This is a genomic window from Streptomyces sp. NBC_01210, from assembly GCF_036010325.1.
Taxonomy (GTDB): Bacteria; Actinomycetota; Actinomycetes; order Streptomycetales; family Streptomycetaceae; genus Streptomyces.
On record NZ_CP108549.1, the window covers coordinates 1,421,732 to 1,447,400 of the forward strand.

The 25,669-nt window shown below is 70.6% G+C and carries 8 protein-coding genes and 1 pseudogene; 5 read left to right on the forward strand and 4 right to left on the reverse strand.

Features of this window, described 5'->3' with window-relative positions:
* Positions 1–145: 145 nt before the first annotated feature.
* Genes OG735_RS06365 through OG735_RS06375 form a run of 3 tightly spaced genes read left to right on the forward strand, consistent with a single transcriptional unit; the run spans position 146 to position 5,043 of the window.
* Complete coding sequence (locus OG735_RS06365; RefSeq protein WP_327322154.1) at positions 146–1,843, forward strand: ABC transporter ATP-binding protein; 1,698 nt, start codon at positions 146–148, stop codon at positions 1,841–1,843.
* Between the two features lie 56 nt (positions 1,844–1,899).
* Entirely contained in the window at positions 1,900–3,753 is a 1,854-nt protein-coding gene (locus tag OG735_RS06370) for an ABC transporter ATP-binding protein (protein ID WP_327322155.1), read from the forward strand.
* A 33-nt stretch (positions 3,754–3,786) separates the two neighbouring features.
* Positions 3,787–5,043, forward strand: coding sequence for an IS30 family transposase (locus tag OG735_RS06375; RefSeq protein ID WP_327322156.1), 1,257 nt, complete (start codon positions 3,787–3,789; stop codon positions 5,041–5,043).
* 447 nt (positions 5,044–5,490) lie between these two features.
* Here OG735_RS06375 and OG735_RS06380 read toward each other — a convergent pair whose 3' ends face one another.
* The 4 genes from OG735_RS06380 to OG735_RS06395 form a co-directional block, all read right to left on the reverse strand.
* Positions 5,491–5,700: an MbtH family protein gene (locus OG735_RS06380; protein WP_327322157.1), complete on the reverse strand. Its 210-nt coding sequence runs from the start codon at positions 5,698–5,700 to the stop codon at positions 5,491–5,493.
* Complete coding sequence (locus tag OG735_RS06385; protein ID WP_327322158.1) at positions 5,697–21,269, reverse strand: non-ribosomal peptide synthetase; 15,573 nt, start codon at positions 21,267–21,269, stop codon at positions 5,697–5,699. The genes OG735_RS06380 and OG735_RS06385 overlap by 4 nt, the downstream gene beginning before the upstream one ends.
* Before the next feature lie 191 nt (positions 21,270–21,460).
* Complete coding sequence (locus OG735_RS06390; RefSeq protein WP_327322159.1) at positions 21,461–22,498, reverse strand: iron-siderophore ABC transporter substrate-binding protein; 1,038 nt, start codon at positions 22,496–22,498, stop codon at positions 21,461–21,463.
* A 269-nt stretch (positions 22,499–22,767) separates the two neighbouring features.
* A complete protein-coding gene (locus tag OG735_RS06395; RefSeq protein WP_327322160.1) occupies positions 22,768–24,120 on the reverse strand; it encodes a lysine N(6)-hydroxylase/L-ornithine N(5)-oxygenase family protein in 1,353 nt (450 codons plus the stop codon).
* 250 nt (positions 24,121–24,370) lie between these two features.
* Between OG735_RS06395 and OG735_RS06400 the strand changes: the two genes are divergently transcribed.
* Together OG735_RS06400 and OG735_RS06405 are read left to right on the forward strand one after the other, a co-directional pair.
* Positions 24,371–25,318 (forward strand): methionyl-tRNA formyltransferase, encoded by a 948-nt coding sequence (locus tag OG735_RS06400; RefSeq protein ID WP_327322161.1) that lies wholly within the window; start codon positions 24,371–24,373, stop codon positions 25,316–25,318.
* Between the two features lie 88 nt (positions 25,319–25,406).
* Positions 25,407–25,490: pseudogene (locus OG735_RS06405) on the forward strand (amidinotransferase); the annotation flags it as partial.
* Positions 25,491–25,669 lie beyond the last annotated feature (179 nt).

Genomic DNA, 25,669 nt, shown 5'->3' on the forward strand with positions numbered 1-25,669 from the left:
GGCTAACCGAATGCGCGGCGCAGGGTCAACGCCGCCCACATCCCGCCCAGTCCGGGCCCACACACAGGCCGACGTGGGACCTTGGCGCGAGCCTTGGTTAGAGTAGCCTTACCTAACTATCCCACCGTCTTCGCGGAGGTACCGCATGCTCGATGGAGGACCGACGGGGGGCCACGTCCTCCGCAGGGCGATCGGGGGCCAGCGCCGCCACGTCGCCGGGGCATCACTCCTCGGCATGGCCCACCAGGGTTGCGAGGCGATGGTTCCCGTCGTCATCGGCCTGATCATCGACGAAGCGGTGGCGACCGGCTCCTCCGGCGCACTGCTGCGCCGGCTGCTGGTACTCGCCGCACTCTTCTTCGTGCTGTCCACGTGCTACCGCACCTCTGCGAGGATCACCGACGGGGCCGGCGAACAGGCCGCGCACCGGCTGCGGCTCGACCTCGGCCGCAGGGTGCTCCACCCCGGCGGCGGAGCCGACGCGGGCCGGCTCCCGGGCGAGCTGACCGCCATCGCCACCGGCGACGCCAGCCGGGTCGGCGCGGTCGCGGCCGCACTGCCGTACGGGATATCGGCACTCGCCGGACTGGCCATCAGCGCGGTGGTACTGCTCCGGATCTCGGTACCGCTCGGCCTGCTCGTACTGTTCGGAATCCCGCCCCTGCTGTGGCTCGGTCACCGGATCAGCCAACCCCTCGAACGGCGCAGTGAGATCGAGCAGGAGCGCGCCGCGCACGCCTCCGGCGTCGCCGCCGACCTGGTCGCGGGCCTACGGGTGCTCAAGGGGATCGGAGCCGAGTCGGCCGCAGTGTCCCGGTACCGGCGGACCAGTCAGGACTCGCTGGCGGCGGCGCTGCGGGCCGCCCGTAGCCGGGCCTGGCACGATGGCGCGATCCTCGCCCTGACGGGGATCTTCATCGCGGTCATCGGGCTGGTCGGGGCCCATTTGGCGATGCGCGGCGCGATCAGCGTCGGCGACCTGGTGGCTGCGGTCGGACTCGCACAGTTCCTGCTCGGGCCCTTCCAGCTCCTCACCTACGTCAATGGCGAATTCGCCCAGGGCCGCGCGTCCGCCGACCGCATTGCGGAGGTACTGGCGTCCTCCCCCGCCGTGGCGGCGGGATCGGCCGCGCCGCCCGATGAGGTCGCCGGACGGCTCCGTCTGCGCGGCGTCACACACGGCGCACTGCGCGGGGTCGACCTGGACATCGCCCCCGGAAGTCTGGTCGGCGTCGTCGCCAAGGACCCGGCTGCGGCGGCCGACCTGCTGCTCTGCCTGGGCAGGGAACTCGACCCCGCCGAAGGGGCGATCGAGCTCGACGGCGTATCTCTGGCCGAGCTCGAACCCGACCGCGTCCGCCGCGTGATCCTGGTCGCCCATCACGACGCGGCCCTGTTCGAGAGCAGCCTGCTCGACAACGTACTGGCCGGAACGGACAGCGGTGTGGCGGATGTTGAGCCGGCGCTGACAGCCTCGGCGGCGGACGACGTCGCGCGTGCCCTGCCCCAGGGGGTGGACACCATGCTCACCGAGCGCGGGCGTTCGCTGTCCGGCGGGCAGCGTCAGCGGGTCGCGCTGGCCCGGGCGCTCGCCGCGGATCAGTCGGTACTGGTCCTCCACGACCCGACCACTGCCGTCGACACGGTCACCGAGTCCCGGATCGCCGCCCGCCTGAGGGATCTCCGCCGTGGCCGCACCACGATCCTGGTCAGCACCAGCCCCGCCCTGCTGGCCGTGACCGACCGCGTGGTCGTGCTCGACGACGGAGCCGTGACCGCTGACGGCCGCCATCCGGACCTCGTCGCCACCGACGAGGCGTACCGCTCGGTGGTACTGACATGACGGCTGGGACCGACGAAGGCGCGCACGCCCATGACATGAACGACGAAGGACGGACGATGAGCGGAACCAGCGCGCCGGATCGCGAACTCCTGCCCATCGCCACCGGCGCCCAGACGCTCGCCGTCGTCGGCGCGTTGCTGCGCCGCCACCGGCTGCAGGCCGTGTCGGCGGTGACCGTACTGGTCATCGGAACGGGCATCGGTCTGCTGACCGCCCCGCTGCTCGGCCGTATCGTCGACCTGGTCGTCGAGCAACGGGGCCCCGGCTCGCTGACGCTGCCGATGGTCCTGCTCCTCGCAGTGGCGGTAGCACGGGGCGTCGCGACCGCGGCCGGCACCTCCCTCGTCGCGCGACTCGGCGAGACCGTCCTCGCGAGCCTGCGCGAGCGGTTCATCGAGCGGGCACTGCGACTCCCGCTCGAACGCGTCGAACACGCCGGCTCGGGCGATCTGACCTCCCGCGTGACCGGCGATGTGACCCGTATAGCGAAGGCGGTACGCCAGGCACTGCCCGAGTTCAGCAGCGCCCTCCTGACCATCGCGCTGACGCTGGTCGGGCTCGCCGTGCTGGACTGGCGCTTCCTGCTCGCCGTTCTGCTGGCCATGCCGATCCATGTCCTGACCGTGCGGTGGTACATGCCGCGCGCCACCCCCGTGTATGCCAAGCACCGGGTGGCGACCGGAGCCTTGCAGCACCAGCTGCTCGACAGCTTCGGCGGAGTCCGGACGGTACGCGCGTTCCGGCTGAACAGCCGGCACGCGGATCTGCTGGAGCGACGGTCGCAGGAATCCGTCGACCTCGCGCTGCGCGGCATCCGGCTCGTTTCGGGGTTCTTCTCGCGGCTCAACCTCGCCGAGTTCGTCGGTCTGGCGGCGGTGCTGGTCACCGGATTCGTGCTGGTGGACAACGGTTCCGTGAGTATCGGTACGGCGACCGCGGCGGCGCTCTACTTCCACAGCCTGTTCAATCCCATCAACGCCGCGCTCTTCCTCATCGACGACGCGCAGTCCGCCGGCGCCAGCCTCGCCCGCCTGGTCGGCGTGACGAACCTGCCCGGTGAGCGCGAGCCGGATCGGCCCTCCGTGCCGGTGGACGGTTCCGTCAAAGTCGCCTCCCTCAGCCACGCGTACGTGTCCGGTCACCCCGTACTGCGCGAGGTCGACCTGGAGGTGCACAGCGGGGAACGGGTCGCCCTGGTCGGCGCGAGCGGGGCCGGCAAGACCACCCTGGCGAAGCTGATCGCCGGCGTCCACCAGCCGTCCGACGGTGTCATCACGCTCGGCGGTGTCGACGCCCGGGAGCTCGGACCCGCCGGCATCCGGCGGGCGGTGACGCTGATCAGCCAGGAAGTCCATGTGTTCGCCGGGCCGCTGGCCGAGGATCTGCGGCTGGCCCGGCCGGAGGCCACCGACGAGGAGCTGCGCGGCACGCTCGCCCGGGTCGGTGCCCTGGCCTGGGTTGAGGCGCTGCCCGCCGGGCTCGACACGGTGGTCGGCGAGGGCGGGCACCGGCTCACGGTGCCCCAGGCCCAGCACCTGGCCCTGGCCCGCCTCGTCCTCGCAGACCCTCCGGTCGCGATCCTGGACGAGGCAACCGCGGACGCCGGAAGCGCAGGCGCCCGCACCCTGGAGACAGCTGCCCTTCAGGCACTGGAAGGGCGAACAGGTCTGATGGTGGCCCACCGGCTGCCCCAGGCCGCGACCGCGGACCGCATCGTCGTCCTCGACCAGGGCCGGGTCGTCGAGACCGGCACGCACGAGGAGTTGGTAGCCGCGGGTGGACGCTACGCCGCTCTGTGGACCGCGTGGTCCGACACCCGGCAACAGCCCGGGGACGCGGTGCCGCTGGTGGCTGCGGAGGCCTCCCGCAGGCGTCAAGGATGTGAGGCCCCCGGGGGTCTTCAGTTCTAGCGGTCGTTGCAACACCCCAGTTCAAGGGGTGCGATGGACTTCGAGATTCGCAAGAACAGGAAGTCGCAGGGGCGCAAGCCGTTGCTCCGTGAGCGGGCCGCATACTTCCAGCTCATGGAGCAGGGCTACAGCACCCGGGAAGCGGCCCGGATCGTCGGCATCGACCGCCGTACGGGCAAGAAGTGGCGTAACGGTCACCAAAGGGGCCGCAAGGCGGTCCCTCCGATCTACCAGGAACCCGGGCAGACGCCCGGGCCGCCGGGGCCGGAGGGACCGCCTCCTGCTCCGTCGCGGTATCTCCAGGAGCACGACCGCATTCACATCGCCGACCGGCTGCGTGAGAAGGCGTCCGTCCGGCAGATCGCCGCCGAGCTGGGCCGCAGCCCGTCCACCATCAGCCGCGAGATACGCCGCAACCGGCGGACCATGCCCAAAGGGGGCTGGTACTACCGGCCGCACACCGCCCAGGCCCGGGCCGACGCCCGCCGGCCCCGCCCCAAGACCGGCAAGATCGGCCAGAACCCCGAACTGCGGGACTTCATCCAGGACCACCTCACGATGCGGTGGAGCCCTGAGCAGATCTGCCAGGCTCTGCGGGCACGCTTCCCTGACCGGCCGGAGATGCACGTGACCCACGAGACCGTCTACCAGGCCCTCTACGTCCAGGGCCGCGGCGAACTCCGCCGGGAACTGGCCCGCTCCCTGCGCACCGGCCGGGCCCGCCGGCGCCCGCAGCGCCAGGCCCACAAGCGCATCTCCCGCGCCATCAAGGACATGGTCCTGATCAGCGAACGCCCCGCCGAAGCCGCCGACCGGGCCGTCCCCGGCCACTGGGAGGGCGACCTCATCATCGGCAAGGACGGACGCTCGGCCATCGGCACCCTGGTCGAACGGTCCACCCGCTACGTGATGCTCGTGCACCTGCCGACCGGCCACAGCGCCATCGCCACCCGCAACGCGCTCGCCACTACCGTCCAGACCCTCCCGCCGCATCTGTGGCGGTCCCTGACCTGGGACCAGGGCTCAGAGATGGCAGCCCACCGCGCCTTCACCGTCGCCACCGACATCCCGGTCTACTTCTGCGACCCAGCCAGCCCCTGGCAGCGCGGGTCGAACGAGAACACGAACGGCCTGCTGCGGCAGTACTTCCCCAAGGGCACCGACCTGAGCGCCCATACCCCCGACCACCTGGAAACGGTGGCCGCCGAACTCAACAGCCGCCCACGCAAAACGCTCGGCTGGGAAACCCCAGCCGAGCGCCTCGCTAAGCTACTGGACCTAGCCAGCTGACCAGCAGTGTTGCAACGACCCCTCGAATTCGCCGGTACCCGGGGGCCTACGCAATGAGTGGGTCATGCCCACGGTGATGTACCGGTCGCGCATGCCCAGGGCGTGTCCAGCGGATCTTGGTCGTCCGCGGTGGGCCTTTCCCCACCCGCCTCTTCCCGTAACTGGGGGCAGCCCCCAGACCCCCGGACGCCCAAGGGGGAGCGTCCTCAATCGCCGGCGGGGCTGCCATGCAGCCCCGCCGGCGATTGAGGCGCGGGGTCTGGGGCGGAGCCCCCCCACGCGGCGGAGCCGCACATCGGCACAGCGGGAAGGGGCGGCGTGGGGGAGATCTCGCCGCAGGCTCCCGAGATCCAAGCACGGCCAACACCGTCGCGTGGGTGAAACGCGCGTCGCCGCCTGCGGTGAGGAGACGTCCTCACCGCAGGCGGCGACGTGGTTCCAGGAGGGTCAGCCCTGCTGCGCGATCAGGCTCGTGGGCCGCAAATCGGTCCAGTTGGCCTCCACGTAGGCAAGGCAGGCGTCCCGGGTGTCCTCTCCGAAGACGGTCCGCCACCCCGCCGGCACCTCGGCGAAGGACGGCCACAGCGAGTGCTGGTTCTCGTCGTTGGTCAGGACCTTGAAGCGGCCCTGCGGGTCCTCGAACGGGTTGGTGGTCATGCGTTCTCACTCCTCATGGACATTACGGTGAACAGCTCCGAGAGCGGCTGTTCCGGGTCGGCTGCCACCTTCCGCAACAGCACCTGAAGTTCGTCGGCGAGTCGGCGCGCTTTGGCGCGGCCGAGCAGCTCGGTGGCGTGGATCAGCTCGCAGTGCACGGGCCCGTCGCCGCGCGGCTCGTAGAAGCTGAGCGTCAGCTCCGCCCTCGCCGAGCCGGTGGGCACGGCGTGGAACGAGCCCATGCCGCCCTCGAGTTCGTCGAGGTCGGCCTGCTCATGGTGGATCACCATGACCTGCGGTCCCTCCGGGGGCAGTCCGGTCACCCGTTCGACCTCGTCGAACGGCACGTCCTGCCGGTCCAGGGCGCCGAGCGTCGTCTCCCGCACCCGGGTCAGCAGCTCCGCGAAGGTCGGGTCCCCCGCGGTGTCGGTGCGCAGCACCACGGTGTTGAAGAAGCAGCCGACCAGGTCGGCCAGTTGGTCGTCGGCGCGGCCGGCGACCATGGTGCCGATGGGCAGGTCGGTGCCCGCACCGTGGGCGGTGAGCAGTGCCGACAGCGCCGAGTGCAGGACCATGAACATGCTGGTGCCGGTCGCCCGGGCGAGCTTGTCCACGTCGGCGTGGAGCTGCTCGTCGAGCACGAATCCGACGTAGTCACCACCACTGCCGGGCAGGCCGGGTGCGGCCGGACGCGGCCTGTCCGTCGGCAGCGCCAGCTCCCGCGGCAGGTCCTTCAGCGTCTGCCGCCAGTACGCGAGCTGCCGCCCGCCCAGGCTGTCGGGGTCGGCGACATCGCCGAGCACCTCGTGTGCCCAGTGGGTGTAGTCGGCGTATGTGACCGGCAGTGGCTCCCACCCGGGCTCCCGGCCGACCGTCCTGGCCCGGTACGCCGTGGTGAGGTCGCGGAACAGGGGCACCACCGACCATTCGTCCACGGCGAGGTAGTGCATCGTCAGCAGTACCGCTTGCGTGCCGTCCGCGCCGGTGAGCAGCCGGGCCCGCAGGGGCGGTTCCTGCGACAGGTCCGGGGCCTGCGCGGCGAGTTCGGCGAGCCGTGCGTCCAGGTCGACGCACTGCTCCCGCTCCAGGGCCGGGGGCTGCGCGGCCTGCTGGTGCACGGCTCCGTCCCGTTCGGTGAAGACGGTGCGCAGCGGCTCGTGCCGTGCCACCACGTCGCCGAGCGCGGCCGCGAGCGCGTCGCCTTCCAGCCCTCCGGGCGAGCGCAGCACAAGTGCGTGGTCGAAGCCGGAGTGCCGTCGGTATGACGACCACTGCCACCGCTGTACGGGGGCGACCGGCAGCGGAGCACCCTCCACGTGCTCGACCGGGCGCAGCGGCGGCCGGGCGGCCGACGCTCCCCCGAGCTTGGCGGAGATACCGGCGACGGTCAGCGCGTCGAAGACGTCCCGGATGCTCAGTTCGACCCCGAACTCGGAGCGGATCCGGCCGAGCAGCCGCATCGAGGCCATCGAATGGCCGCCCAGCGCGAAGAAGTTGTCGTGGATACCCACGTCTTCCAGCTTCAGGATCTCGCCGAACAGCTCGGCCAGGCGGGCCTGCGTTTCGGTGGCCGGGCGGGCGTCACCGGTCATCCCGGACCAGTCCGGTGCGGGCAGCGCCTTCCGGTCCAGCTTGCCGTTGGGGGTCAGCGGCAGCGGACCGTCCAGCGGCACCACAAGGGCGGGCACCATGTACTCGGGCAACAGCCCGGCGACATGCGTACGCAGCGCCTGCGGGTCGAGCTCCCCGCTCTGGGGGCCGCCCTCCGGGACGGCGTAGGCCACAAGACGCACGATGTCGCCCACACGGTCGGGCACCACGGCGGCCTGGCTGACCGCCGGGTGGCCGGCGAGTGCCGCCTCGATCTCGCCGAGCTCGATGCGGAAACCGCGGATCTTCACCTGGTTGTCGACCCGGCCGAGGAAGTCGATGTTGCCGTCGGTGCGCCAGCGGGCGCGGTCACCGGTGCGGTACATCCGGCTGCCGGGCGGGCCGAACGGGTCGGCGACGAACCGCTCGGAGGTCAGCGCGGACTTGCCGAGGTAGCCGCGGGCGAGTCCGCGTCCGGACACGTACAGCTCGCCCACCACGCCCTGCGGGACCGGGCGCAGATTGGCGTCCAGCACGTAGCAGACCGTGTTGGGGTCCGGCCGGCCGATCGGCACGCGCCCGGTGGGCCGTCCTCCCCCTGGCCTTCGGCCGGGGGAACCCCCAGCCTGCCGGGCGTGCCACAGCGTGGAGTTGACCGTCGCCTCGGTGAGCCCGTACGCGCAGATCAGGTTGGCCGTGGCGCCGAAGCGGTCGAACAGGTCCGGCGGCACGGTCTCGGTGCCCACCAGGATGGTCGACCCTTCGGGCAGCTCGCAGCCCGCCGGCAGCGCCGATACGAGGGACGGCGGAAGAATCATGTGAGTGATCCGCTGGTCCGCGAGGAAGTCGGTGAGCGCCGGCCCCGCGACGCGCGCCTCGTCGGATATGAGCACGAGCCGGCCGCCGTGGCACAGCGCCATCGACAGTTCGAACACGAAGACGTCGAAGCCGATCGAGGCGAACTGAAGTACGCGGCTGTCGCGTTCCAGGCCCATCCGGTCGACCGCGGTGGCGACCAGACTGGAGATGCCCTCGTGCGGGACGACCACGCCCTTGGGCCGGCCGGTCGAACCGGACGTGTAGATCACGTACGCCGCCTGGTCCAGGCTCACCGGCAGACCATCGACCGCGGACTCTGCCGGCCGGTCCAGTTCTTCCGTGGCCTGCGGTGCGTCGAGCAGCACCGTCGGTACGCCCGCCACTTCGGGGATCTTCCCTGCCACCTGCTCGGTGCCGACGACGAGGGCCGCCCTCGAGTCCTCGATCATGTAGGCGAGCCGGTCGGCCGGGTGGACCAGGTCGAGCGGCAGGAACGCTGCGCCGAGCTTGAGCGCGGCGAGCACGGTCGCGACCATGTCGGCCGACCGGGGCATGGCCACGCCGACCACGCTCTCGGCGCCCACCCCGCGCGCGGCCAGCAGCCGCGCGATCCGGTTGGATCGGGCGTCCAGCTGTGCGTAGCTCACCGACCTGGACCGCTCTACGACGGCCACAGCGTCGGGCCGCTCGGCAAGACGCTGGGCGAACAGGGCCGGCAGCGAGGACTCGTCGACCACCCGCTCGGTGGCGTTGAAGCCTTCCAGGACCAGCTGCCGCTCGTCGGCAGCGAGTACATCCGCCCGGGAGACCGGGGCTTCCGGTTCGGTGACCACCGCCGTGACCAGTCGCCTCAGGCGGTCGCCGAGCCGCTCGGCGACCGCCTGGTCGAACAACTCGGTGGCGAACTCCAGGCGGCAGCTGAGCGCGCCCTCGTCCCCGCCGACGCCGACCTGCTCGCTGAAGCTGAACACGAGGTCGAACTTGGCCGACTTGATCCGGAACGGCACGTACTCCACACCGAGCCCGGGCAGCTCCAGCTCGTCGCCCGTGCGGTTGTGGTAGCCGACCATCACCTGGAACAGCGGGTTGCGGGCGAGCGAGCGCGTCGGGTTCAGCTTCTCGACGACGGACTCGAACGGCACGTCCGCGTGGGAGAACGCGGCCAGGTCGGTGTCGCGGACCCGCGCCAACAGTTCGGTGAAGCTCGGATCGCCGCTGAGGTCGGTCCGCAGTACGAGTGTGTTGACGAAGAAGCCGACCAGATCGTCGAGCGCCTCGTCACTCCGCCCGGCGATGGGCGAGCCGAGGGGGACGTCCGTACCGGCGCCCATGCGGTGGAGCAGCGCGGCGACTGCCGCGTGCACCACCATGAACATACTGGCGCCGCTCTCCCGGGACAGCCGCTTCAGCCCCTGGTAGGCCGCGGTGTCGAAGTCGATGTCGAGCTCGGCTCCGGAGAAGGCCGGCCGGGCGGGCCGGGGCCGGTCGGCCGGCAACTCGATCTCCTCGGGAGCCCCCTGAAGCGTCGTACGCCAGTACTCCAGCTGACGGGCGGCCAGGCTCTGCTGGTCGGCCGGGTCACCGAGCAGCCGCTGCTGCCACAGCGCGTAGTCGGCGTACTGAACGGGCAGCGGCTCCCACTCCGGCGCCGAGCAGGACCGGCGGGCGGCGTAGGCGGTGGCCAGGTCGCGCAGGAAGGGCCGGTCCGACCACTCGTCGGTGGTGATGTGGTGCAGCAGCAGGACCACGACGTGGTCCTCGGGCGCCACCTCGACGATGGTCGCCCGCAGCGGCAGCTCTGCGGCGAGATCGAACGGACGGTTGATGGCGGCGTCGACGATGCCGGCCACCTCGTCCTCGCCGGCGCGGACGCACTCCACCACCGGGTGCGCCTGGCCGATGGGCAGAACGCGCTGGAACGCCTGTCCGTCGCGCTCGCTGAAGACCGTGCGCAGCGCTTCGTGACGTACCGTCACATCGGCCAGCGCCGCCCGCCACGCGTCCACATCGAGGGGGCCGCGCAGCCGCATCACCAGCGGGAAGTTATAGGCGGCCGAGGTGCACTCGATCTGCTGGATGACCCACAACCGCTGCTGGGCGTGGGACAGCGGCAGCTCGGCGGGCCGCTCGCCGGCCGTCAGCGTCGGTCGGTCGGCGGTGGGCGAGCCGGTCGCACGCTCCACCAGCTCGGCGACGGTCGGCGCCTCGAACAGGTCGCGGATCGCCAGCTCCGCCTTCAGCGCGGTGCGCGCGCGGCTGATCAGCCTGGTGGCCAGCAGCGAGTGGCCGCCGAGCTCGAAGAAGTTGCTGTCGATTCCTACGCTGCCCTCGGCGAGTCCGAGGACTTCGGCGAAGAGCGCGCAGAGCGTCTCCTCCTGCGGCGACCTGGGCGGGCGGCTGGTGCTCGGCCCTGCGAAGTCCGGGGCGGGCAGGGCCTTGACATCGAGCTTGCCGTTGACGGTCAGCGGAAGTGTCTCCACCGCCACCAGCGCGGCGGGGAGCATGTAGTCGGGCAGGCCGGCCTTCAGGTGCTCGCGCAGCCGCTGGAGCAGCGCGTCGTCCTGTGCTTCACCCTCCTCGAGTACGACATAGCCGACCAGGCGCTTCGTCCCGGCGGTCTCCGCCACGACGACCGCGGCGTGCGCGACCTCGGGGTGCGCGGCCAGGACCGAGGAGATCTCGCCCAGTTCGATCCGGTATCCGCGGATCTTGACCTGGTCGTCGGTACGGCCGAGGAAGTCGATGAGGCCGTCCGGGCGCTGCCGGACGAGGTCGCCGGTGCGGTACATCCGCTCGCCGGGGGCACCGAACGGGTCGGCGACGAACCGCTCCGCCGTCAGGCCGGGCCGGTTGTGGTAGCCACGGGCGAGGCCGGTTCCGGCGATGTACAGCTCGCCGGGGCAGCCCGGCGGGACGGGGCGCAGCATCGCGTCGAGCACATAGGCCCGGGTGTTGCGGATGGGCATGCCGACCGTCGGGGTCGGGCTGTCCGTGGTGGATCCGCCGAGCGTGTTGATCGTGTACTCGGTCGGCCCGTACAGGTTGTAGCCGTACGTGCCCTCGGTGCGGCGCAGTCGCGGCCACACCGTGTCGGACACGGCCTCGCCGCCGAGCAGGACGAGTGCGGGCCGGTGCTTGCCTGCGGTCTCGTCCTGGTCGAGCAGGCCCTCCTCGATCAGCAGCTGGGCGTAGGTGGGCGTCACGTTGACCACGTCGACGCGGTGCTCGTCGCAGTACGCCACAAGGGCTTCGGCGTCGCGGCGCAGCTCCTCGTCGCAGACATGGACCTCGTGCCCCTCGACGAGCCAGAGCAGTTCCTCCCAGGACATGTCGAAGGCGAAGGAGACGGTGTGTGCGATGCGCAGCCGTCGTCCACCCGCCGAGGCGATCGCCGGGTCGAAGATTTCCTTCTGGTGATTGAGCTGCATGTTCGTCAACCCGCGGTACGGGGTGACGACGCCCTTGGGCTTGCCGGTCGAGCCGGAGGTGTAGATGACGTAGGCGGGGTACTCCAGCCGGTTCTCCACACCGTGCGCGAACGCGGGCCGCTCGGCGTCCGTGACCTCCCCCGACGGGAGACCGGCGAGCTCTGCTGCCACACCCGGGTCGTCCAGCAGGAGTTCGGGGGCGAGGGCTCCCTCCTCCCCTCGCAGCGTCGGGGCGACGGCCGTCGTGGACAGCAGGCACAGGGGCCCGGTGTCCTCGACCATCAGGCGCAGCCGGTCGGCGGGGTGGTCGAGGTCGAGGGGCAGGTAGGCGGCGCCGGTGCGCAGCACGGCGAACAGCGCCACGACCATCTCGATCGAGCGCGGCAGCGCCAGTGCCACCGCCTGCTCGGGTCCCGCGCCACGGGCGAGCAGCAGCCGGGCGAGCCGGTTGATCTGCGCGTCCAGCTCCGCGTAGGTGAGTGCGCGCTCGCCGAACACCAGCGCCACGGCGTCCGGGGTGCGGGCGACCTGTGCCGCGAGCATGTCGGCGACGGTCTCGTTCGGCACGGAGTCACGGCTGCCCGCCCACTCGGCGGCGAGAGCTTCCCGCTCGCCGGTCAGCAGCAGGTCCAGGGAACCGACGCGCGCCGACAGATCGCCGATCAGGCGTTCCACGAGGGTGCCGAAGCGCTCCAGCGTGGCTGCGGCCTGCTCGTCGTCGACCAGGTCCGGGCGGTACTCCAGCTTCGCCTGAACGACCTCGGCCGGGTTGACGATCAGCGTCATGGGGTAGTGGGTGGCGTCCACGCTGCCCACGCCGGTGATGCCGTGACGCTCGGTCAGTTGCCGGAACGCGCCTTCGTCGGCGAAGTTCTGGAGTACGTACAGGGTGTCGAAGAGGGTGTTGTGGCCGCCGGCCCGCTGCAGCTCGGCCAGGCCGAGGTACTCGTGGTCCATCAGCGCGACCCGCTCGGACTGCATACGGCGCAGCAGCTCCGCGACCGGCTCGTCGGGGTCGAACGTGACACGCAGGGGCACCGTGTTGAGGAACATGCCGATCGCCGTGTCCACACCGGACACGTCCGCGGGCCGTCCGGCGACCGTGGCGCCGAATACCACGTCGTCACGGCCCACCGTCGCGGACAGGACGAGCGCCCACGCGGCGGACAACACCGCGTTGATCGTCAGTCCGTGCTCACGGGCGGATGCCCGCAGGCGGTCACTGAGCTCCGGGGACAGATCGAAGGTACGCCGCCGCGGGATCGTCGGCTCGTCCCCCCGGTTCCGCGCCACCAGCGTGGGCTCGTCGAGTCCGGCCAGGGCGTGGCGCCACGTTTCACGGGCCGCGTCGAAGTCCTGCTCCGCGAGCCAGCTCAGATAGTCACGGTAGCTGCCGGGTACGGGCAGCGCGGTGTCGTCGCCCGCCGCGGCGTAGAGCCCCAGCAGTTCGTCGAGGAACACGGACTGCGACCAGCCGTCCCAGGCCACCAGGTGGTGGCTGAGCATCAGACGGTCGGTGTTCTCGGTGAGCCGGATCAGCTTGAGCCGGAACAGCGGGGGCGCGGCCAGGTCGAACCGCTCCCGCCGGCCGGCCTCGGCGATCTCGGCGAGGCGTACCTGCCGCTGCTGCTCGCTCAGGCCGGTCAGATCCACCTCGGTCAGTGGCACCGGCACCTCGGCCGCGGAACAGACGAACTGCACAGGCCTGGGCAGGCCGTCACTGGTGATACCCACGCACAGGCTCGGGTGCCTGCGCAGCAGCGTCGCGCAGGCCGCGCGGAGCCGCTCGGCGTCAAGCCGGTGGTCGAAGTCGAAGGTGTCCTGCGCCGTGTAGACGTCCAGCGCGGACGTGTCGTAGCTGGCGTGGAAGTGGATGCCTTCCTGCAGCGGTGACAGCGGCCAGATGTCGGCGACGGTCACCGGGCTGACGCGCTCGACCAGGTCGATGTCGGCCTGGGTGAGCTGGGCCAGGGGCACGTCCGACGGCGTGAGAGCCCGTGCCGCCGGGCCGGACTGCGACGCCTGCGCGATGAGTTCGCACAGTGCCACCGCCCACTCGCGGCCGAGCGCCTGTACGTCCTCCTCGGTCAGCGCGTCGCCCGCGGCCCAGGTCCAGGTGGCGCGCAGCTCGGGGCCGTGGGGGGTATCGGCGCACACCGCGTTGACCTGAAGCGGATACGGCATGGCCAGGTCGGCGTCGGGTTCCACGGACAGTGCGTCGGCCTCGACCGCGGGCGCCCAGTCACGGATCTGCTCGGCGGGAAGCCGGCCGAAGTAGTTGAACAGCACCTGGGCGCTGGACAGTTGGGTGAAGACGGGCGCGAGCTGCGGGTTGAGGTAGCGCAGCATGCCGTACCCAGCGCCCGAATCCGGTGCCGACCGCACGGACTCCTTGACCAACTTGAGCACGTCAAGTGCGCCGTCGGCGGCGGGGAGCCGTACGGGATGCAGGCTGGTGAACCAGCCCACGGTGCGCGACAGGTCCAGGTCGGCCCCGTCGCGTCCGTGCCGTTCGAGATCCACCAGCAGGTCGCCGTCCTGCTCGCTGTCCCGCTCGCCGCGCCAGCGCGACACTGCGAGGCGCAGTGCGGTGAGCAGGACTTCGGTGACATCGGCTCCGGCTGCGGCGGGTACCGCCGTGAGCAGCGCCTGGGTGTCCTCGGCGGACAGGGACACGACGTGTTCCCGCGCCGAACCGGCTGTTCCGGTACGGGTGGCACCGGCGACCAGCTCGGCTCCCGGCGCCAGGGTCTTTGCCCAGTACGGCAGTTCGGCCTGCCGCTGCGGTGAGGTCGCCTGCTCGGCGACGTCCCGTGCGAACCGCCGCAGTGACGAGGGCACCGGCTCCAGGACAGGCCGCTCCCCGTGCGAGACGGCGTCCCACGCGGCGGCGAGGTCACCGAGCAGCACACGCCAGGACACGCCGTCGATCGCCAGATGGTGGACGACGAGCAGCAGTCGGCCCGGCCGGTCGCCGCCCGCGTCGAACCAGACCGCCTGCAGCATGGTGCCGCCATCAGGATCGAGCCGGGAGGCCGCACCGTCGGACTCCTCGGCGATCACCGTGCGGAGTCCGACGTCGTCGAGCTCACGTACATCGACGCGCCGCAGCAGCGCAGCCGCGTCCACCGAGCCCACGGCAAGCGTCCGGGCCGACCACAGCGCGGGAATCGCCGGGCCGAGATCCATGCGGGAGAGCGTGAGCCGCAGACCGTCGTGGTGGTCCAGGATCGCTTGCAGAACCCGCGTCAGAGAGTCGGTGTCGGCTGCGGCGGGTGCCTGGAGCAGCATCGACAGGTTGAAGCGGTTGACCGTTCCGCCGTCCTCGCGGAGCTGGTGGACGATGGGCAGCAGCGACACGTCGCCCACACCGTCGGAATCGGCGACGGCCGCGGGTGCGGCATCCTCCGTGCCGACGACGGTGGCCGCCAGCGCGGCCGGCGTGCGGTGTTCGAATACGTCGCGCGGGCTGATCGCCAGGCCGGCCTTGCGGGCGCGGCTGGAGACCGACATGGACAGGATGCTGTCCCCGCCGAGCACGAAGAAGTCCTCGTCCGCGTCGACCGCGTCGATCCCGAGCACGTCGGCGAAGATCGCGCAGAGCTGCCGCTCGCGGCCCTCGCGCGCCGTACGTCCCTGTCGCCTGCTCCGGACCTCGGGGGCGGGAAGGGCCTTGTGGTCGATCTTCCCGCCCGGGGTCAACGGCAGCGCGTCGAGTTCCACGAAGTGGCTGGGAACCATGGGCGCGGGCAGCGAACCGCTGAGCGTGCTCCGTACGGCGGCGACATCCAGAGCCGCTCCGGTATCGGGGACCAGGTAGGCCACCAGCTGCTTGACTCCACGGTCGTCGTCGCGGGCCACGACCACCACGTCACCGATGGCCGGCTCATCGCGCAACCGTGCTTCGATTTCCCCGAGTTCCACCCGGTTTCCCCTGATCTTGACCTGGTGGTCGGTGCGCCCGAGGTAGGTGAGCACACCGTCTCCACTGAACTGAACCATGTCTCCGGTGCGGTACATCCGCTCCCCCGGCCCGCCGTACGGATCGGCGACGAAGCGCTCCGCGCTCAGCGCGGTGCGTCCGTGGTAACCGCGGGCCAGTTGCGCGCCCGCGATGTAGAGCTCGCCGGACTCCCCCTCCGCGACGGGGCGGAGGTACCGGTCGAGTACGTAGAGCCGGGTGTTCCACACCGGACGCCCGATGGGTACGGTGCCCTGCTCACCCGGTTCGGAGCCCGAATCCCAGCTGGTGACCTGGATGACGGCCTCGGTCGGCCCGTACACGTTGAACAGAGGCACCCCGGTGCGCTCCCGCCAGCGCCGCGCGAGCGGAACCGGCAGCGCCTCTCCCCCGCTGAACGCCCTGCGCAGGCTCGCCCACCACTGGCCGGCTTCCTCCTCCGCGAGCAGCGCGCCGTACAGGGAGGGCACCAGATCGACGTTGGTGACCTGCTCGTGGCGGATGAGCTCGGCAAGATACGCCGGATCGCGGTGGCCGTCCGGCCTGGCGATCACGACGGTCCCACCAGTCAGCAGCGGAGCGAAGATCTCCTGCACCGACGGGTCGAAGCTGGTCGAGTACTGGTGCAGCACTCGCTCGCCCGGACCGAATCCGAACTGCTCGGTCGTCCAGGCCAACTGGCCGACGACCGCTCGATGCGTCACCACGACGCCCTTGGGCCGACCGGTCGACCCCGAGGTGTACATCAGATACGCGGCGTTGTCCGGATGGACGAGTACGGTGCCGGGCGCGGCCGGAGCTGGATCAGCTGCCCCGTCGTGGCCCTCGCCGAGGAGGACCGGTGTCACGTCCGCCAGTTCGGGCAGGCGCGCCCAGGACTCCTCGGTGGCGACGACCGTTCGCGCCCCGGAGTCGGCGAGCATGCAGCGAACCCGGTCGGTCGGGTAGTCGACGTCGACCGGCAGATAGGCCGCACCCGTCTTGAGTACACCGAGCAGGGCGACCAGCGCCTCGGCCGAGCGGGGAACAGCGACGGCCACGATGGACTCGGGGCCCACGCCTTGGGCCGACAGCCGGTGGGCCAGTGCCTCGGCCCGCTCGTCCAGTCGGCCATAGGTCGTCCGCTCGCCGTCGTGGATCAGAGCGGTCGCGTCAGGGGTGCGGCGGACCTGTTCGGCGAATGCTCCGTGCACCGTGCCGGTGGGCAACGCGTGTTCCGCTCCGGTGAGGCGGTCGAGCGTGCTCCGCCGCTCTTCGGCCGACTGCGCGGCCAGCTGCGCGGCCGGGAGCCGGGGGTCGGCGATCACCTGGTCGAGCAGCGCCCGCAGCCGGGTGACGAACCGCTCTGCGGCCGTGGCGTCCAGCCGGGAGGGGTCGTGTTCGAGCCGCAGCTCAAGTCGCTCACCGGGGAGCACGGTGAGCGAGAGCGGGTAGTGCACCGCGTCGCGGATGTGCGATCCGACGATGCGGACCTGGCCCGCCGGATCGGTCGGCTCGCCCGCGTCGGGCAGGTTCTCCACCACGACCAGCGCGTCGAACAGTTCGCCCCGGCCGACGGCCCGCTGGATGTCGGCGAGTCCGAGGTGCTGGTGGTCCAGCAGGTCGGCCTGGGCGTCCTGGAAACCCGCCAGGACTTCGGCGACCGGTTGCTCCGGACGCCACCGCAGCCGGGTGGGCACGGTGTTGATCAGCAGGCCGACCAGCGCTTCGATGCCCTCGACGGCGGCCTGCCGTCCGGAGACCGTGGCCCCGAAGACCAGGTCCTGGGAGCCGACCACATCACCGAGCACCAGGCCGAACCCGCCCTGCACGATGGTGCTCAGGGTCAGCCCGAGCTGCCGGGCCCGAGCCGTGAGCGCCGTCGTGGCCTCCGCGGAGAGCTCAAAAGTGATCCCGCCTGCCTCGGCAGGGCTCGCGTCCCCGGCACGGACGGGCAGCCCGGCCGGGGCGTCGAGGCCCGCCAACGCGTCGCGCCACGCGCCGAGCGCCGGCGCCCGGTCACGGCCGGCGAGCCACCCCGCGTACGCCCGGTAGGTCGCCATCGACGTGACCGGCGCGGACGGCTCAGCCGAGACGCCGGGGCGGTAGCCGTCCAGTAGTTCACGCATGATGAGCGAAACCGACCAGCCGTCCACGACGATGTGATGCATGGTCAGCACCAGCAGGGACCGCTCAGCGCTGAGCCGGATCAGCGCGGCCCGCATCAGCGGCGGGACTCCGAGGTCGAATCGCTCCGCCCGCTCCGCGCCCGTGACCTCGTCGGCGGCCGTGGACTGCTCTGCCGCGTCGAGTTCCGACAGGTCGGCGTAGCGCCACGGCAGCTCGACACGCTCGCCGATGAGCTGCACGATCTGACCGTCCGAGCGCTGGCGGAAGGCGGCGCTCAGCAGTGGATGGCGGTCGAGCAGCCGCTGCGTGGCTGCCCGCAGGGCCTCGGCGTCCACGTCACCGGCGAGTTCGAGGGTGTCCTGCACGGCGTAGCCGTCCGACCCGCCCTCGTCGACGGCGGCATGGAAGAAGAAGCCTTCCTGCAGCGGAGTGGCCGGTACGACGTCGAGGAGTTCCGGGACGGCGGATTCGAACTCGGCACGCTCGGCATCGGTCAGCGGGACCAGGGAGAACGGCTCGGGCACCGCACCGGATTCACGTGGCGGCGTGTCCGCACCGTCGGTGATGCGCGCGAGGGCCGCCACCGTACGGTGCCGGAACACGTCGCGCGGGGTGATCGCCAGTCCGCCGGCACGGGCGCGGGATACCAGCTGGATGGCGACGATGCTGTCTCCGCCGAGTTCGAAGAAGCTGTCGTGGACGCCCACCGACGGAAGGTCGAGGAGCTCGGCGAACAGCGCGGCGAGAGCCGCCTCGGCCGGCGTCGTCGGCTTGGCGTCACCGGTCATCGCCGTCCACTGCGGCTCGGGCAGCGCCCGGGTGTCGAGCTTTCCGTTGGGGGTGAGCGGCAGGGGTCCGTCCAGTACGACGAGGGCCGACGGCACCATGTAGTCCGGCAGCGCCTCCGCCACCTGCACCCGCGCCGCCGCAACGCAGGCGTCGGCATCCGCGCCGCCGTCACCCACCAGATAGGCGACGAGGCGCTTCACACCCCGGTGGTCCTCCCGTACGAGGACGGCGGCCTGAGCGATGCCCGGGCAGGCCATGAACGCGCTCTCGATCTCGCCCGGCTCGATCCTGTGACCGCGGATCTTGAGCTGTCCGTCCGCGCGGCCGAGGAACTCCAGGTTGCCGTCGGCACTCCAGCGCACCCGGTCGCCCGTGCGATACATCCGCGCACCCGACGGCCCGAACGGGTCGGCGACAAACCGCTCCGAGGTCAGCCCGTGCCTGCCCAGGTAGCCGCGGGCCAGGCCGCGCCCGCCGACGTACAACTCGCCCTCGACACCGGCAGGAACCGGACGCAGCGCCGAATCGAGCACGTAGGCACGGGTATTGGGGTCGGGTCGGCCGATCGGTGCCGGGCCCTGCCGGTCCGGCTCGGCAAGCCACAGCGTCGAGTTGACCGTCGCCTCTGTCAGGCCGTAGGCGACGACGACCCGCAGCCGCCCGCCCCAGCGGGCGATGAGCTCGCTCGGCACCGCCTCGGTGCCGACCACGAGCACCGCGCCCTCGGGCAGCTCACAGTCCTGCGGCAGCGCCGAGACGAGCGACGGCGGCAGGATCATATGGGTGGCCAGGTGCTCCTCGATGTAATCCGTCAGGGCGGGCCCGGCAACCCGACGCTCGGTGGGGACGATGATGATCCGGCCGCCGACGCACAGCGACATGATCAGGTCCCAGACCGTCACATCGAAGCCGACCGAGGCGAACTGCACGACGCGGCTGTCCGCGTCGACACCGATGCGGTCCGTGGCGGTGGCGACCAGGCTGCCGACCCCGTCGTGCGAGACCACAACGCCCTTCGGGCGGCCGGTGGAGCCCGATGTGTAGATGACGTACGCGGCCTGGTCCAGGGCGATCGGCAGGCCGGGGTCCGAGTCGTCCAACGCGGCGTACTCGGCGGCCACGGACGGGTCGTCGAGCAGGACGTGCTCGACGCCGGGTGCCTCCGGGAGTTCGCCGGCCAGCTCGCGCGTGGTGACGACGGTCCGCGCGCCGGCGTCGGACAGCATGTAGGCAATCCGGTCCTGGGGGTGGTCGGCGTCCAGCGGCAGATATGCCGCTCCCGCCTTCATCACCGCCAGCAGGGAGACCACCAGCTCGGGCGAGCGCGGCACGGCCACGGCGACGACGTGCTCCTCGCGCACGCCCCGGGCGATCAGGAGGCGGGCGAGGCGGTTCGCGGCGGCGTTGAGCTCGGCGTAGGACAGTTCCCGGTCCTCGTACACGAGCGCGACGGCATCCGGCGAGCGGTGCACCTGCCCCTCGAACGCGGCGGGCCAGGACAGTTCGGGCACCTCGCGTGGCGCGGCTCCGAACGCGTTGAGCAGCTGGGCCCGCTCCGCACCGGAGGTCAGCTCGATGTAGCCGATGGGGCGGTCCATCCCCTCGACAAGGGCATCCAGCAGCATGAGGAAGCGGCGCTCGTGGTCGTCCAGCGTCCGCTGGTCGCACACGTCCGCGTCCGCGTCGAAGTGGATACGGATGCTCTCGCCCGCCCGGGACTCGTCGACGGTGACCGCCAGGTCGCTGACCGGGCCGAGCCAACCGGGCTTGAGGTCGGCCGCGTGATCGCCGAAGCGCAGCCCCTCGCCGCCGGGCAGGATGTTGACCGTGGGACCGACGAGCTCCGGTACGCCGTCGACCAGCCCCAGGTCCCTCGCCAGGTCCTCGGCACGGTAACGACCGTGCTCGACCGTCCCGGCGATCGCGCATCGCACCGCCTCCACGAGCTCGGAGCCGGTCATGCCCCCGCGGACGGCGACGCGCAGCGGGAGCACATTGGACACCATGCCGGGGACAACCCCCGACTCGGCGCCTTGCCGGGCGGTGACCGGCAGGCCGAGCACCAGGTCCTGCTCGCCGGTGGCACGGTGAAGGTAGGCGGCCACGGCCGCCACCAGCAGGCGCGACAGGCGAATGCCCGCGCCCGCCGCGGCGGCCCGCAGCCGGGCGGTGTCCTGCGGTGACAGCTCCGCCGTGCGCCGCAGGCGCCGCGTCATCTGCGCCGACGCGCGCTCGACGAGGCGTACGGGCTCCGGCCGGTCGGCCAGTCGGCTCAGCCAGTACGCGCGATCCGTCCGGTACTGCTCGGACGCACGGTACGCACGGTCGGAGTCCACCAGCCGGGACAGCGCCCAGTCGGTGTCACCGGCCGCCTCACCGGCGGTGTAGAGCTCACCGGCCCGGTGGGTGATCAACGCGATGCCTGTGCCGTCGATGACGATGTGGTGGTAGCGCTGGTACCAGAGAACGCGGTCGTCGGCGAGCCGGAGCAGTACCTGGGCGAACAGCGGACCGCGCTCGAGGTCGGCGGGCCGGTCACGGTCGGCTTCCGTCCACTCCGCGGCAGCGCCTTCGGGATCCGGTTCGTGCCGCAGGTCGACGGTGGGGATGTCGACGGGGAACCGCGTGGGCGTCTGGCGTGGTTGCCCGTCCTCGGGGCTGACGCTCACGTGCAGGCACTCGGCCTCCTCGACGGCGTGCTGCACCGAGACGGCCAGGCGGTCGAGGTCGATGTCGCCGAGCAGTTCCAGGACGAACGAGATGTTGTAGGCCGAGCTGTCCGGCTCGATCTGCTGGGCAAGCCAGATGCCGGATTGCCCACCAGTGACGGGTATCCCGGCAGTGGATGTCCGGTCCGACTCGGCGTCAAACATCGTCGAAGGGCCTTTCCCTGGTTGTGCGTCAGTGATGAGTGGTTACGTGGCGTCGGCCGGAAGCGGCACGATCACGTCGACGGCGTACGGCTTTTCCGGCACCGTGCGCGTCACGCCCGCCCGGCGGGGACGGCCACCGGGCAGGCGCGACCGTGAGAGGTCGCCGCACTAAGGAGATGCGCTCTCCGCTTCTACTTGATGGCCTCAAGCATCGGCACGACCTGGTCAATGGCGTACGGGATGCTCAGCACAGTGTTGAAGGACAGCGCGGCGCCGATGTCCGGGCTGTCGTACGGCAGGAACAGATCCCGCTTCTCCTGATGGACCTTGGTCTTCTTGTAGAGCGGATCGGCCTTCATGGCCTTCTCCGTCTCAGGGGTGCCCAGCCACACCGTCCGGTCGGCCTCCATGACGTCGAGGCGCTCCGAGCTGAGGTCGGCGATGTTCTCCTTGCCCAGCGACTTGCGGTACGTCTCGGAAGTGGTGAAGCCCATCCCGGACAGGAAGATGACCTTCGGGTCCTTGGGCGAGAACGCGGAGAACTTGCCCGGCTCGTAGGGCTCGCCGACGGTGACCGTCTTGCCCTTCCACTCGGGGTGCTTGTCGCGGACGGCCTTGAAGCGCGCGTCGATGCCGGCGATCAGCTTCTCGGTCTCGGCGTCCTTGCCCAGCGCCTTGCCGATCTGCTTGGTCATGTCCTGCCATGGCGCCTGGTAGTCCTCGTGGCCCTTGGGCTGGGCGACCACCTTGGCGATCTTGGACAGCGTCTCGTACTGCTCCTTCTTCATGCCCGAGTACTGAGCGACGATCAGATCCGGCTTGAGCGCCGCGATCTTCTCCATGTTGTACTCATCACGCTCACCCACGATCTGCGGCGGCGTGGAACCCCACAGCTGCTTGGCCCACGGCCACTTGCCGTACGGCTTCTCCTTGAACCAGTCGACCGAACCGACCGGCTTGACACCGAGCGCCAGCACCGCGTCCTGGTCGGACAGGCCGAGAGTGACGACCTTCTTCGGCTCCGCATCGATGGTCGTGCTGCCGTACTTGTGCTCGATGGTGACCGGGAATGCCGCGGACTTGGCGCTCGCCCCCTCGGACGACTTGGACTCGGTCTTCTCGGCCCCGCCCCCACAGGCGGTCAGGGCGAACGCGGCGACAGCGGCGACGGCCACGCGGGGGATGTTTCTGACGATCCTCGTCAGCGCGGGGCGTGTACCAGTGGACACGGTGTTTCCTTTCACGGGGTTTCACAGGGCGTGCCACACCCGCCCGGCACGATTCGGCCACCGGGCAGGCTCGACTGTGGGGGGAGGCAGGACCAGGGCGTGTTTTAGAAGTAGCGCCGTCCGCCCGCAGGGCGGGCCTCGCGGCGTCTGGTGCGTGCAATCGCAAGGCGGAGGATCGCCCTCGTACTGGACGTACTTGGGTGACTCCGACAACATCGCGAGTGTGCGTGCCAGGGGTCGCGGGGCAGGCGGGACTTCTAAAACACGCCCTAGAGGGGTGTGCCGATCTCGTCGGCGGTCCGCCGGGCGTGGCCGGAGGCGGGCTCCTGGCTCCGGTCCACGATCGACTCCAGGATCTCGCCGACCCTGATCGCGGTGTTCGACAGCAGGGACGACGTGATGCCATGCGTGTGCTCGGTGCCGCCCTGGAGGTAGATTCCGCACCGCAGTTCGGCATCGGTCGCGACGCGGTAGTCGCGCTCGACGCGGACGCGTCCGTCGTCGTCACGGTGGCAGTGCTCCCCGACCTCGCCGAGGAGCCCAAGGGCGTCGGCGGGCCGGTAACCGGTGGCGTAGACCACCACATCGGCGTCCAGTGGAGTCTTCTCTCCGGTGACCAGCGACTCGACCGTCGTACGGACCTTGTCCGGGGTCTCGACGACGTCGGTGAGACGGGACACGTTGAGGAACCGAAGACGCTCGGTGCCCAGGACCTTCTCCTGATACGCCTGGCGGTACAGGTCGTCGATCAGGTCGATGTCCACCACGGCGTAGTTGGTGTTGCCGTGGTAGTTCATCAGCTTGTGCTTGATCTCGTCAGGGGCCGTGAAGTACTCGTCGACCGCTTCGGGGTCGAAGATCCGGTTGGCGAAGCTGCTGTCGTCGGCGGGGCTGTAGCCATAGCGGGAGAAGACGGCGCAGACCTCCGCCTCGGGGAAGCGGCGGTGCAGGAAGGCCACGTTCTCCGCGGCGCTCTGGCCGGCCCCGACCACGATGAAGCGGGACGGCTGGGCGTCATCCAGGCTATCCACCCGTGCCAGCAGATCGGAGTTGTGCCAGATCCGGTCCGTCCGGTCGACGCCCTGAGGCATCTGCGGCCGCAGACCTGTGCCGATCACGAGGTTGCGTGCCCGGTGGACCACCAGCTCCGACCCCGAACGGGCCGTCACATCGACGTACTCCACCACTCCGTCGCGTACGACGGGCCGCACGGCGACGACCTCGTGCCCATAGGACACCATGTCGTCCACCTGGGCCGCCGCCCACTCGAAGTAGTCGTGGAACTCGACCCGCAGCGGGAAGAGGCTCTTGCCGTTGACGAAGTCGACCAGCCGCCCCTTGCTCTGCAGGTAGCACAGGAAGCTGAACTCACTCGACGGATTCCGAAGCGTCACCAGGTCCTTGAGGAAGGACACTTGCATGGTCGCGTCGTCGATCAGCATGCCGCGGTGCCAGCCGAAGCGCGGTTGCCGCTCGAAGAAGTGAGCCGTGACCGCCTCCTGCCTGCCGACGCGTGCGTTGTGCTCGCTGAGCGCTATCGCCATGGCCACATTGGACGGCCCGAAGCCGATTCCTATGAGGTCGTGGATCGGTGGTGCGTCGTCAGGAAGAGCCTGTGACATGTCACTCCCATCGTGCGGGGCAGCCGCTTGTCAGGCGTTTGGGGAAAGTGGGAGCAGGGCACACCGACGGGGCGGCGGCCGAGCGGAACTTAGGTAAAGCTAACCTCATCTAACGAGCCTGTCGACAGGGCAAAACGGACAAGCGGTGGGTCATGGATGCAAACACAGCCCAAAATCTTGGCTCGTTGCACGCTTAGGTAAGGCTTGCTTTACTTATGCGCCGGTCCATCGCCACTCTGAGGAGGAACCCATGCGGGTCGTCATGTTCGGTTATCAGACCTGGGGGCACCGCACCCTGCAAGCTCTCCTGGACTCCGAGCACGACGTGGTGATGGTCGTGACGCACCCCAAGAGTGAGCACGCGTACGAGAAGATCTGGAGCGACTCCGTCGCCGACCTCGCCGAACAGCACGGCGTTCCCGTACTGATCCGCAACCGCCCTGATGACGAGGAGCTGTTCGCCGCCCTCAAGGAGGCCGCCCCCGACATCATCGTGGCGAACAACTGGCGGACGTGGATCCCTCCGCGCATCTTCGACCTCCCCCGCCACGGCACGCTGAACGTGCACGATTCGCTGCTGCCCAAGTACGCGGGCTTCTCCCCGCTGATCTGGGCTCTGATCAACGGCGAGCGTGAAGTGGGCGTCACCGCGCACATGATGGACGACGAGCTGGACGCCGGCGACATCGTGGTTCAGCGCGCTGTGGCGGTCGAACCGACGGACACGGCCACCGACCTGTTCCACAAGACCGTCGACCTCATCGCCCCGGTCACGGTCGGCGCACTCGGCCGCATCGCCGCCGGCGAGACCGAGTTCACCAAGCAGGACCGGTCGCAGGCCAGCTTCTTCCACAAGCGGTCCGCCGAGGACATCCGCATCGACTGGAGCTGGCCGGCCGCAGACCTCGAACGTCTCGTGCGCGCCCAGTCCGCTCCGTATCCGAGCGCCTTCACCCACCACAAGGGCAAGCGCCTCGAGATCCTGGCGGCGGTTGTGTCCGAAGGCCGCTACGGCGGCACGCCCGGCCGCATCTTCTACCGCGAGGGCAACGGCGTGGTGATCGTCGCCGGAGCCGACGCCCGCAACGGCCGCAACCACGGCCTGGCCATCACACGCGTGCGCACCGAGGACGGCGAGGAGATACCCGCGACCGACTACTTCCGCTCCATGGGTGGGTACCTCACCAGCCGTTCTTGAGACCAGGGGATCAACACCCATGCATAAAGTGCGTACGGCACGGCCGCGCCACCACCTCATGTGCCGGCCCACCCACTTCGACGTGGACCCGATCGGCGTCGATCTTTCGGAGCTTCTCAAGGCCGGCGGAAGCGTGAAGTGCTGCACGCTGGAGCTGCGTTCGGCCGACTAGTCCGCCGGTCGGCCCCGCAACGGTCCCCGGGGCCGACCGATCATCGCCGCCGCATGGATCATCCGATCCACGCGGCGGCGATATTTTCTTGGCGGCGGCTGCGTCAGCCCAGCAACCATTCACAGGCGCCCAACTCGGATCCCTGCTGCGACGCTTGCACGCCCACCTCGAACCGGCCC